This window comes from Alteromonas sp. ABH4_456, from assembly GCF_056160645.1.
The window spans coordinates 336,753-348,481 of the sequence record NZ_JBSWXO010000004.1 but is presented as its reverse complement, the minus strand read 5'-3'; the positions used below and the strand labels follow the sequence as shown (position 1 = coordinate 348,481).

Here is an 11,729-nt window from a genome sequence, read left to right as displayed (position 1 = left end):
ATGTTTCCTGTTTATGAAGATGTTCTGGCCCGGCTGGATAAGGGTCAGCTCAGCAGCTTTCCCGGCGGCGTACATCCTGAAGGTCATAAAGGGCTTTCGAACCAGACACAAATAGTGGATCTGCCGCTGGCAAAGGAATACGTTGTGCCGGTACGGCAGCATATTGGTACAGAAGGCACCTTACTGGTGCGCCCGGGCGATAAGGTTCTCAAGGGTCAGCCACTGACCCAGTCCACCCAGCCTTTTTCTGTGCCTGTCCATGCGCCAACTTCCGGTACCATAGCCGGCATCGCCCAGCATGTTACCGCTCATCCCAGTGGTCTGGATGAACTTTGCGTGACGCTGAAAGCCGATGGCCATGATACCTGGTATCCTCTTTCTCCCTGCCCCGACTATGCAAAAGAAGAAAAGGTATCACTGACTGAAAAGTTATGTGATGCAGGAATTTCAGGTATGGGGGGCGCCGGCTTTCCCAGCCACATTAAGGTGAATACCAACAAGCCTGTTGAGTTTCTGATCATCAACGGCGTGGAATGCGAGCCTTACATCACGTCTGACGACAGGCTGATGCGTGAGCACGCTGACGGCATCATGGCCGGTATTGAAATTCTTGTACACCTGCTGTCACCCAAATGCGTGGTGATCGCCATTGAAGACAACAAACCAGAAGCCATCAGGGTTTTATCAAAACAGATTGAAACCCTGCCCCACATCCGTGTGGCAACAGTAGAGACAAAGTATCCTGCCGGCGGTGAAAAACAACTTATTCAGGTCGTAACCGGCCGTGAAGTGCCCCGCAAAGGATTACCTCTTGATGTGGGTGTGACCATGTTCAATGTGGGTACCTGCTTTGCAGTTGCACAAGCCATTATTGAAGGTAAACCCCTGATCGAAAGGATCGTCACTGTCACAGGTCAGGCAGTTAAACGCCCCGGAAACTATCGTGTTCGCCTTGGGACACCAGTGAATCACGTGTTGTCTCAGGCGGGTTACCTAGGTGAAAAGCAGACAACGCCACAGGTCATCATGGGCGGCCCGATGATGGGCTTTACCTTAAATGACGCCGCGGTACCGGTGATAAAAACCACCAACTGTCTGTTGGTACCGGCTACAGGTGAACTCACCAACGGTGACGACGAACGCGCCTGTATCCGTTGCAGTGCCTGTGCTGATGCCTGTCCGGCAACATTGCTTCCGCAGCAGTTGTACTGGCACAGTAAAGCGAAAGAATACGATAAGGCACAGGAATATAATCTGTTTGATTGTATCGAATGCGGTGCCTGCGCTTATGTATGCCCCAGTGAAATACCGCTGGTTCATTATTACCGTAAAGCCAAAGCCGACATTCGCCTGGAGCTTGACGAAAAAGCGAAAGCAGACAAAGCCAAAGAACGTTTCGAAGCCCGCAAAGCCCGCCTTGAACGGGAAAAAGAAGAGCGGGAAGCGAAACATCGTAAAGCCAAAGAAGCAAGGCTGGCAGCTGCCGCACAACCGGCAACTGACGCTCCAGCCTCTCAAAGCAGCGATACAGCACCAAAAGATAAAGTAGCGGCCGCTCTGGCACGAGCCAAAGCCCGCAAAGCGGCAGCACAAAAAGCAGAAGCGCAACCGGAAACGGCGCCCGCTTCACAGGACGAAACTTCTGCTGCAAATGATAAAAAGGCCGCAGTGGCAGCAGCCATCGTCCGGGCGAAAGCTAAGAAAGCAGCTCAAAATGCAACGCCTCCTGCTGATTCCGCTGACGCCGCTCCTGCACCGGAAGGCGAAACTGACAATAAGAAAGCCGCAGTGGCAGCGGCCATAGCCAGAGCGAAAGCCAAAAAGGCGGCCAGAGAAGCGCAACAGTCATCAGACGACAATAGCGAAAAACCGCCGGTACAAACAGAACCGGCACAAAAAGAACCTGAAGCAGCCCAACCCTCCCCGGCAGCACCGTCTGCTGAAGAAGCCAGAAAAGCGCGTATTGCAGCCGCCGTTGCCAAAGCAAAAGCGAAAAAGGCGGCAAAAGACAACGATGGCGCACCGGAACAGGATGCAAAAACCGGAACAGGGGCTCAGGAAACGACTGATAAACCCGACGCTGGCAAGCAAACAGATGCACAGGCTGATTCAGACACAACACAAAAAAAAGCAGACCCCGCGGATGAAAAGAAAGCCCGTATTGCTGCTGCGGTTGCAAAAGCAAAAGCGAAAAAAGCCGCCAGAGACAACGGGAATAATGACTAAATGAAACTAAATCTTGCCAGTTCCCCTCACTTACGCGCAAAGCGTGATACCAGTCAGGTCATGCGCCTGGTGCTGTACGCCATGTTGCCGGGCATTGCTTGTCAGGTTGTATTCTTTGGCTGGGGCGTCGTCATTCAGGCGCTCCTTGCTGTTGCTACAGCACTGACAACAGAAGCCGCGATTTTGTCACTGCGCAATAAACAGGTTAAACGCAATCTGTCTGATTACAGTGCGGTACTCACAGCCTGCCTGCTGGCAGTCAGTATCCCCCCTACTCTGCCCTGGTGGATGACCGTTACCGGCACTTTTTTCGCCATAGCAATCGTGAAACAGCTTTACGGCGGATTGGGCTACAACCTGTTCAATCCGGCGATGGTGGCTTATGTCGTGCTGCTGGTATCTTTCCCGGCAGCAATGACTCAGTGGTTGCCGCCGGAAGGTGTAAGAGCGGCTGCGTTAACCTTTACAGATACATTGAGCCTGATTTTTACCGGTTATACGCACACCGGTCTGGATGTTACTCAAATCAGGGATGTGGCTGACGGCATGACATCCGCGACGCCCTTGGATCAGGTGAAAACAGGCCTGACCCGATCTTCAACTTACTCTGAATTACTGGCATCGCCAATTTATGATGGCGGCCTTTTTGCCAGTGGTGCCGCTGGCTGGTCCTGGTTAAGCGCAGCCTGGGCCCTTGGCGGGCTGGCGCTGTGGCGTCTGAAGGTTATCAGCTGGCACATTCCGGGCAGCATGATCGCCAGCGTTGCCCTGTGCGCTTTATTTCTTCATCTGCTCAATCAGGATATCTACGCGTCACCGGTGTTTCACCTTATTAACGGCAGCGTGTTATTCGGTGCGTTTTTCATTGCCACTGATCCGGTTTCTGCCTCCACCACAGCAAGAGGTCGGATAATATTTGGCGCGCTCATCGGATTCTGGATTGTGATTATCCGTACGTTTGGCGGGTATCCTGATGCGGTCGCCTTTGCGGTCATTATCATGAACATGGCTGTGCCGCTAATCGATTATTACACCCGTCCGCGCACCTACGGCCATCCGCGGGGTAAAGCATGATGAACAGTATTGTGAAAAATGGCGTCATGCTGGGCGCTTTTGCCATTGTGACCACCGGTTTAATTGCCACTACCTTTTTCGGCACTGAGTCACGCATTGCAGAGCAGGAACAGCAAAAATTGATGTCTTTGCTGAACGAAGTGGTACCCCAAACGCTTTACGATAATGAATTGTATGCAGATTGCACCGCCGTCGCTGATCCGCTGCTTGGTAAGCCGGGCACTTTACGCCACGTTTACCGTGCACGGTTAAACGGAGAGCCCGCCGCCCTTGCTATTGAAGCTGTGGCACCGGACGGTTACAGTGGTGATATTGCCATTGTTATCGGTGTCACTGATGACATGACGGTAACCGGCGTGCGAACTGTGAGACACCAGGAAACTCCCGGGCTGGGTGACAAAATCGAATTGTCAGTCAGTGACTGGATAACATCTTTCAGCGGTGAGTCCTTTGATGATTCGGCGCTGAACAAATGGCAGGTAAAAAAAGACGGTGGCAAATTTGACCAGTTTACCGGCGCAACGATTACTCCCCGTGCCGTTACAGGTGCAGTAAAACGGGCACTGTTGTATGTCGAAGCAAACCGTGAGTTTTTATTTGCCCTGCCAGATAATTGCATGACTAAGCAACCCGGAGGTTCAGAATGAGTGAGTGGAAAAATCTGACCATCGAAGGTTTATGGAAAAATAATCCTGCACTGGTTCAGCTTCTGGGTTTGTGCCCCCTTCTTGCGGTCACCGCAACAGTTATTAACGGGCTTGGCCTGGGGCTGGCAACCACACTGGTGCTGGTTGGTTCAAATATTACCGTGAGCCTGGTACGTAATATTGTCAGGAACGAAATCCGGATCCCGGTGTTCGTGATGGTTATTGCAGGTTTTGTAACCGTTGTTCAGCTACTGATGAACGCCTTTACTTACGAACTTTATTTAACACTGGGCATTTTTATTCCGTTAATTGTGACAAATTGCGCCATCATTGGCCGGGCTGAAGCTTTTGCCTCGAAGAATCCGGTCCTGCCAGCAGCCCTTGACGGCCTGATGATGGGTGCAGGGTTTACTGCTGTGCTGATGTTACTTGGCGCCATGCGCGAAGCCTTAGGTTCCGGTACCTTGCTAAGCGGAGCTGACCGTCTTTTTGGCAGCATAGCGACCAACTGGACCATTACTTTGTTTGATACAGACCAGCCTTTCCTGCTCGCTATTTTGCCGCCGGGCGCATTCATTGGCATGGGTCTGCTCATTGCTCTTAAAAATGCTATCGACGCGCGGATGGCTGCCAAAAAGGTTCCGGAAGCCAAAACCGTCACCCGAATCAGGGTAACTGCTGAAAGTTAAGTGTTGCTATGAATAATACGAAAAGAAAGGAAATTCTGACCCGGCTGAGAGATGCTAATCCTCATCCCACTACTGAATTGAACTTCACTACACCCTTTGAATTGCTGGTCGCAGTGACCTTATCAGCACAGGCCACCGATGTGGGTGTGAATAAGGCGACGGCCAAACTGTTTCCTGTGGCCAATACGCCGCAGGCTATCGCAGATTTGGGCGTAGATGGCTTGAAGGAATACATCAAGACTATTGGCCTTTACAATGCCAAAGCCGAAAACGTGCACAAGCTCAGCAAGATCATTGTTGAAAAGCACAATGGCGAGGTACCGGAAAGCCGGGAGGCGCTGGAAGCTTTGCCGGGCGTTGGTCGTAAAACGGCAAATGTAGTACTGAATACAGCATTCGGCTGGCCTACCATTGCTGTCGACACCCACATTTTCAGGGTATCAAACCGCACTAAGTTTGCCATGGGCAAGAACGTGGACAGAGTGGAAGAAAAGCTGTTAAAAGTCGTGCCAGCTGAATTTAAGGTCGACGTTCACCACTGGCTGATCCTGCACGGCCGTTACACCTGTATCGCCCGCAAACCCCGCTGCGGTTCCTGTATTATTGAAGACTTATGTGAGTTTAAGGATAAGACCGGGTAGTTTTATCCAAATTGGGTGTAGAAGCTTTCCAAAATTGTCATTAACGCTTTATTCTTCTCTGAATTTGCAGCATCAACGTGAGGCACTGAAAACGTTTTAGAATCGTTATCGAAATACCGGCCGGAGCTTTCTGCAAACTTATCAGAGAGCGATGCTTTAACTAATATTTCAGCACCGATCCCGATATCGTTTCCTGCCAAACCAAAACCTTCTTTAACCATTTTACTAGCCAATAATGAACCGGGGTTAACCGCTAATACAACCTGGTCTGTCTTTAGTTCTTGGGCTAACTCTTGTGACCATATAGTAATGGCCAATTTACTTTGAGCATAAGCCTGAAAGTAGTCTGCAATCGTCAAACTCCCGCGCATAGCTTCGAGGTTGACCGGCGCTTGTGCAGCAGATGACAAATTAATAATCCTCCCATTATCTTTTAGCACTGACAGTAACCTTTTGGTGATGATGAAAGGGCTAATCGTATTAACGACAAACCTTACATCCACCCCGACACCGCTAACAGGCTTATCCGTCTTGAATACGCCTGCATTGTTGATAATAATATCTAGCGATTGATGACATTTTTTTATATTGTCCACTAACTGCACCACTTGATAAAGGTCCGAGAGGTCAGCCTTATAAGTGTCTATTTCAATATTTGGAGCAATCTCTAACAGCAATTTGTGAGTCTTTTTCAGCTTGTCTGCATTTCGTCCGTGAATAACCAGGTTGTGTCCTAAACCAGCCAATATCTGCGCGGTTTCTAAACCAATGCCATCTGTCGCACCTGTGATTAATATGGTTTTCATTTCATCCCTCTTCACACGCTGATCACAACTTTGCCCATGGCTTTTCCACTAGATAATCGTTCATGTGCTTTTCCCGCTTCATTTAGTGAAAATGATTGACTGTCCAGAACAACTTCAAGCTCTCCCGCTTCAACAATTCGGGCTAGCTCCTTAAGTATGTCAGAGTGATCTTCCCGATTTACATTGTGGAGCATAGGTATCAGCATAAATACCACATGCAAAGACAAACCTTTGAAATGAGCCCACGATAAATCTAAGTCAAGCATTGCAACAGTTGTGGCAATGTGTCCGTTTAAAGCAGTCGCCTCAAACGAGTTCAGCATGTTTTCACCACCAACCGAGTCGAATACAACATCATAGCCAATTCCTTTAGTATATTTTTCTACATATTCGGCTACGTCTTCTGTTTTATAATTTATAGCGGTGGCACCTAACTTACTGATAAGAGCTAGCTGCGCATCTCCCCCTCCTGTTGAATAAACCTCAGCGCCAAAGTATTTTGCAAGTTGAAGCGCTACGTGACCAACACCTCCTGAGCCACCATGCACCAGCACTTTTTGGCCTTGCTTAACACCCGCACGGGTTAGCCCTTCATAAGCAGTAATACCCACTAATGGCAGTGCGGCAGCTTGTTCCATGGATAAATTCCCTGGCTTCTTAGCTATAAGTCGAAAATCCGCAGCGATATATTCTGCTAATGTCCCGGGCAGATCAGCAAGCCCACCAGCACACCCATACACTTCATCTCCTATTTTGAAATCTGTCACGCCATCGCCCACTTCTTCTACTATTCCGGCGAAATCCATTCCCAAAATAGCAGGCGCTGAAGGGGACAAGGGTAACTCGCTGCCCATTTGACGGATCATTGTGTCTACGGTATTCACACTCGTGGCTTTTATGTTCACCAACACATGCATCGGTTTCACTTCTGGTTTGCCGACATGTTTAAGTTCAAATACCTCTGGTCCACCAAATTTGTTAACTACCATTGCTCTCATTTTGACTCTCCGGTTACGCTCTGTTCATGTTTAAGCTAAAACGAGTATAATCTTCAAAGATGATGTTGATAATTAGCCAAAATAAATAATCACTTTCAACAAAAAGTTCATAATGAATATTGAGTATCTAAAGTTATTTGTTAGAGTAGCCACTACAAACAACATAAGCTCTGCAGGCGCTGAACTTGGCTTATCTGCCGCTGTGGCGAGTAGCCATATTAGAAAGCTTGAAGAAAGTTTGGGCGTAAGGCTTTTTCATAGAACAACAAGAAAGATATCTTTAACTGAAGATGGCGTCGCATTTCTTCACCATGCTGAAGACGTAATTGCTAGCGTGGAAGCGGCTGAAGCATCGGTGGGAGTTGGGAACTTAAAGCCAAGTGGAACGTTGCGTGTTGCTGCTCCAGCCTCATTTGGTCGCATGCATATATTGCCTGCGATGAAAGGCTTTATGAATGAATACCCTAATCTAAAAATAGATTTAAAACTGTCCGATACCATAGTTGATTTAGTAGAAGGCGGTTTTGATATTGCCATCCGAAATTCGCAATTAAAAGACTCAACACTAATAGCCAAAAAACTAGTAAACGATAGACGGATTTTATGTGCGTCCCCTGAGTACATATCTAAATATGGTTCTCCTGCCTCACCCATGGAACTGAGAGATCATAACTGTATAACCCTCTTAAATTTAGATCATTGGGCATTTAAGGGTGGCAATGAAACGCTAAATATTAAAGTCACCGGCAACTTTAGTACCGACAACGGGGAAGCAATACGGGACGCTTGCTCATATGGCATAGGTATAACTGTCAATTCAACCTGGAGTGCCTATCAACAATTAATTAATGGTGAGTTAGTAGAAGTATTATCCGAATACCCATTGATTTCTGAAACCGCTATTTGGGCGGTTTACCCAAGCTCCAGACAATTAGCACCTAAAGTCAGAGCGTTTATTGATTACTTTTCGAGTTACTTTAATAATGAACCGTATTGGGATGAAAAGCTTAAACAGCCCCCCCAGCCACACTCGGTTTAATCAATACCTACTTTAATTATCCTTTGGCTGGCCCACTATCGCTGTAGACACTCACATATTTCGGGTATCAAACCGCACTAAATATGCCATGGGCAAGAACGTGGACAGAGTGGAAGAAAAGCAGTTAAAAGTCGTGCCTGCTGAATTTAAGGTCGATGTTCACCACTGGCTCATTCTTCACGGCCGCTATACCTGCATTGCCCGCAAGCCACGTTGTGGCTCCTGTATTATTGAAGACTTGTGTGAGTTTAAGGAAAAAACAGAAATCTGATTGATCAGCGGCAACCGGAAAGGGTGACAGACTCAGCCGTGATGGTCATCGGTGCCGCTTTGAGCAGTGTGTTGATACCCAGAATATTGTTTCCTCCCGGCATCACGGCAACTTCTACCGGACCCAGTTCGCAAGCCTGTCCGATACGGATTGAACTGAGCTGATACTGCGACACAGTGAGAATTTTACCGTTCGCCAGTCTGGCTGCCGATTTACCCGATTGTTTCAGCTTCCGGCCTTTGGTTAACGCCTCAAAAGTTGCTTTATTTAAGGTCAGCAAGCCGGAGCCGGTGTCGAGGAGAAATGAAGCTGTGACTGCCGATTCAAGCGTCGCTTCAAGGTACAGGGTACCACCGGCACTCTGGTCAAGTGGCACCGCCTGTTCACTGGCAACTACCGCAGTTGTAAGCAGCATTGCTGCTACCCATAAAATGATGTACTTCATAACTGTTCCGGCCCTGCTGACGATACCTGTACAGTTACAGCAACTTAAACGCCATTCCGGTAAGTAACTGATTTATCACTAACCCGTTCCTCTCAGCGCCGATTCAACAAACCAAAAAAGTGCATAACCAGCTAAATTGCACCACTAGACAGCAAAAAAATAAAAATGCAGAGAAATCGCCCATATTTGATAGCCAACCATAGCTCAAGCTTCGGAGCTGATAGGTTTAAACTATCTCCAGATAGTATTGTTTCATTTTTATTCAGCCATACAATGGAATAAAGCACCATTTTGATGCAAACAAAAGGACACTGTTATGAAAAGAACCCTCTCTCTGCTGAGCTTATGTGTTTTACCGGCCCTGTTTACCGGAGCGGCTGCCGGCGAAACACGAAATAATGAAATGGTTGATATCCAGGTTGTGGATTATGCCGGTAAACCACCGTTTAAACGCAAAATAGTCAGCCTGCCGGTACATGACGTGGCTCAACTTGAGTTGGCAGCTGGCGAACCTAAAGAGTATGTGGAAGTGAAAGAGGTCATCATGCGGGGTAAACCTCCCTACCGCCGCATCACAACAACGATGCCTGTATACGATGTCGCTCAGTTTGAAATGCTGGAAACGGAACAACAAAGCGGAAAACAGGGCACTCGTCCCCCGTTTAAGCGCTTCTGAACATAATGTCAGGGCGGCGTAGAATTGACTGAGCCGTCCTGTTCTGGTTCCTTGCAGACCATTTTTTCAGTACCTTCCGCCTTTACAGATCTACGTCACACGAATGTCTTCTTTCCCCGCCAGAATAGAGGTTTTGGTTCCGGCAAAAACATCCTGTATGCTTTTCTTTTGCTGTCGTTACCTGTGTCGTTCACCAATAAAGGATCTGTTTGTGTTAAAAAACACTTTGCTCTCTTTCACCTTTTCTACACTGTGTTTGAGTACCAGTGCTGCTGCATTCGATATCATTGCTCACCGCGGTGCATCTGGTTATCTTCCCGAGCATACACTGGAAGCCGCAACACTGGCGTTTGCCCAGCAACCGGACTACATCGAACAGGACGTGGTAGCCACTAAAGATGGTGAACTGGTTGTACTTCATGATATTCATCTGGATACGGTGACTAATGTGGCCGCGAAGTTTCCTGACCGCGCCCGTGACGATGGCCGTTGGTATGCACTGGACTTTACGTTAGCGGAATTGCGCACTCTTCAAGTAAAAGAACGGGCGGATACCGCTGGAAAACAAGTGTTTGCCAATCGCTATCATGGCAGTAAAGCGCTGTTTACCATTGCTACGTTAGATGAACATATAGAACTCATCAGTGAGTTAAACCGCGAATTTAACAGCAATATTGGCTTTTATACTGAAATCAAGTCGCCCGCCTGGCATAAAAAAGAAGGCACAGATATCAGCCAACTTCTGCTTGATGCACTGGCGGGCTATGACCTCAATAGCGGGAATGCCAATATTTATGTGCAGTGTTTTGATTTTGCTGAAGTTAAGCGTCTGCGCGACGAGCTGGGTTTTAAAGGCAAGATAGTTTTGTTGCTGGCTGACAACAGCTGGGGTGAGTCCCCCACTGATTACCAGGCACTTCTGACTGAACAGGGCATGCATGATATTGCAAAATATGCTGATGGCATTGGTCCCTGGTTACCACAGTTACTGGACATGAAGGCAATGCAGCAAGGTAAGGTTGTCCCTGCTTCCTGGCTGGCAACGGCGAAAAAAGAAGGGCTGATTATTCACCCTTACACATTCAGAATTGATGCACTGCCAACAGGTATGACAGCAGAGAAGATCCTCGGACTGCTAACCGGACCGTTGGCGGTTGATGGTGTTTTTACCGATCAGGTCCCGCCGGTAAAAAGCTTTTTACAACACAGCGGAAAATAGCCAGACGTCTACCCCCTGGATAACCGCACTACAACGCGGCGGTTAAGCGCACGGGCGTCACTGTTGTCATTTGGCGAGATGTGACGCTTCTCGCCGTGGCCAGTGACTTCGATACGGGAGGCATCCACACCCATGGCTGTAAAATACTCTTTCACCTGATTAGCACGGCGGACAGATAACTGCTCGTTGCTCCAGCGTCCGCCATAGCTGTCGGTATAACCGTCCAGTAACACCAATTCCAGTCCGCTGTCTTCTTTCAGGTATTCTCCGATCATACTGAGACGCTTCTCTGAGTATTTCGTTAAGTCTACGCTGTTTTTCTCGTACGACAGCACGGTGTAGGCAATATCATCAAAACTGTAGGGCAGCAGTTGTGACACGCACTTTACGAAGTTGCGGTATACCGGTGTGAAGTTGCTGGCATTCAGGGCAACTGCCACTTTGTCGTATTCGTTATACCAGTCCTGATAGTAAATAGTCGGCCAGTAACCCTTTTCAAGTTCACTGAGCATTGTCCAGGCAGCCTGTTCCGGCAGATCACCGTTATATTGGGTTCGCAGGGTCATATCAGCGATATTTTTAGGTGCTGCGCCGGGCATCCATGAAGGAGGGACGGAATAAACGGCGGCAACGCCAAATTTCTTCGGCAGCAGTTGCATGTCCAGCTCGAATTCCATATTCAGTTGCTTCGACGCTACGCTCGAGAACGCGGCATCGCCGTAACCGGGCACTGCGTGAGATAAAGTGCACTGCAAACGGCTTTCATCTTTCAACTGCCAGTCAGAGGATTCTACAGTCGCAGAATACTGGCGCATTGCGCCGTAACCCGGCGCACTTATCAGCAAAAAACACAATAAAGCCTGTCGAAACATAATATGCCCTGAAACTAAGAAAAAAGAGGTGGCTCTTTCTTTATCGCCGCCCTGCGAAAAAAGTTTAGCACAATGGTCAGTATAATCCCCTTCCCTCACAGGTAACAAAGGTAGATACATACGGCG

The 11,729-nt window shown here is 48.3% G+C and carries 12 protein-coding genes and 1 pseudogene; 9 read left to right on the top strand and 4 right to left on the bottom strand.

Annotation, left to right across the window (positions count from 1 at the left end; genetic code table 11):
- From rsxC to nth, 5 genes are read left to right on the top strand one after another with little or no spacing between them, the layout of a single operon-like run.
- A complete protein-coding gene (gene rsxC / locus ACXAG2_RS09045) occupies positions 1-2,226 on the top strand; it encodes an electron transport complex subunit RsxC (protein WP_474866236.1) in 2,226 nt (741 codons plus the stop codon).
- On the top strand, positions 2,227-3,300 hold the full coding sequence (gene rsxD / locus ACXAG2_RS09040; RefSeq protein ID WP_474866124.1) for an electron transport complex subunit RsxD: 1,074 nt from the start codon (positions 2,227-2,229) through the stop codon (positions 3,298-3,300). It abuts the gene before it with no gap.
- The gene (rsxG, locus tag ACXAG2_RS09035; protein ID WP_474866122.1) at positions 3,297-3,947 is read left to right on the top strand and encodes an electron transport complex subunit RsxG; all 651 of its coding nucleotides are present in this window, start codon (positions 3,297-3,299) and stop codon (positions 3,945-3,947) included. Before rsxD ends, rsxG begins: the two co-directional genes overlap by 4 nt.
- Positions 3,944-4,636, top strand: coding sequence for an electron transport complex subunit E (locus ACXAG2_RS09030; RefSeq protein ID WP_474866118.1), 693 nt, complete (start codon positions 3,944-3,946; stop codon positions 4,634-4,636). Before rsxG ends, ACXAG2_RS09030 begins: the two co-directional genes overlap by 4 nt.
- Before the next feature lie 8 nt (positions 4,637-4,644).
- A complete protein-coding gene (nth, locus tag ACXAG2_RS09025; RefSeq protein ID WP_474844744.1) occupies positions 4,645-5,277 on the top strand; it encodes an endonuclease III in 633 nt (210 codons plus the stop codon).
- 2 nt (positions 5,278-5,279) lie between these two features.
- On the opposite strand, the gene ACXAG2_RS09020 is transcribed toward nth, so the two are convergent.
- Positions 5,280-6,083: an SDR family NAD(P)-dependent oxidoreductase gene (locus tag ACXAG2_RS09020; protein WP_474866116.1), complete on the bottom strand. Its 804-nt coding sequence runs from the start codon at positions 6,081-6,083 to the stop codon at positions 5,280-5,282.
- 11 nt (positions 6,084-6,094) lie between these two features.
- The gene (locus ACXAG2_RS09015; protein WP_474866113.1) at positions 6,095-7,081 is read right to left on the bottom strand and encodes a zinc-dependent alcohol dehydrogenase family protein; all 987 of its coding nucleotides are present in this window, start codon (positions 7,079-7,081) and stop codon (positions 6,095-6,097) included.
- Between the two features lie 112 nt (positions 7,082-7,193).
- On the opposite strand from ACXAG2_RS09015, the gene ACXAG2_RS09010 reads away from it, so the two are divergent.
- Positions 7,194-8,120, top strand: coding sequence for a LysR family transcriptional regulator (locus ACXAG2_RS09010; protein ID WP_474866110.1), 927 nt, complete (start codon positions 7,194-7,196; stop codon positions 8,118-8,120).
- A 19-nt stretch (positions 8,121-8,139) separates the two neighbouring features.
- Positions 8,140-8,391, top strand: a pseudogene (locus tag ACXAG2_RS09005) (endonuclease III); the annotation flags it as partial.
- A gap of 4 nt (positions 8,392-8,395) precedes the next feature.
- Here the strand turns inward: ACXAG2_RS09005 and ACXAG2_RS09000 are convergent.
- On the bottom strand, positions 8,396-8,836 hold the full coding sequence (locus ACXAG2_RS09000) for an aspartyl protease family protein (protein WP_474866107.1): 441 nt from the start codon (positions 8,834-8,836) through the stop codon (positions 8,396-8,398).
- Positions 8,837-9,152: 316 nt separating this feature from the next.
- Here ACXAG2_RS09000 and ACXAG2_RS08995 point away from each other — a divergent pair, with 316 nt between their 5' ends.
- Together ACXAG2_RS08995 and glpQ are read left to right on the top strand one after the other, a co-directional pair.
- Positions 9,153-9,512 carry a hypothetical protein gene (locus ACXAG2_RS08995; protein ID WP_474866105.1) on the top strand — a complete coding sequence of 120 codons (360 nt, stop codon included), beginning with the start codon at positions 9,153-9,155 and terminating at the stop codon, positions 9,510-9,512.
- 205 nt (positions 9,513-9,717) lie between these two features.
- Positions 9,718-10,731, top strand: a complete 1,014-nt coding sequence (gene glpQ / locus ACXAG2_RS08990; protein WP_474866234.1) for a glycerophosphodiester phosphodiesterase — start codon at positions 9,718-9,720, stop codon at positions 10,729-10,731.
- An 8-nt stretch (positions 10,732-10,739) separates the two neighbouring features.
- Here glpQ and ACXAG2_RS08985 read toward each other — a convergent pair whose 3' ends face one another.
- The gene (locus tag ACXAG2_RS08985) at positions 10,740-11,603 is read right to left on the bottom strand and encodes a flagellar protein MotY (RefSeq protein WP_303575670.1); all 864 of its coding nucleotides are present in this window, start codon (positions 11,601-11,603) and stop codon (positions 10,740-10,742) included.
- Positions 11,604-11,729 lie beyond the last annotated feature (126 nt).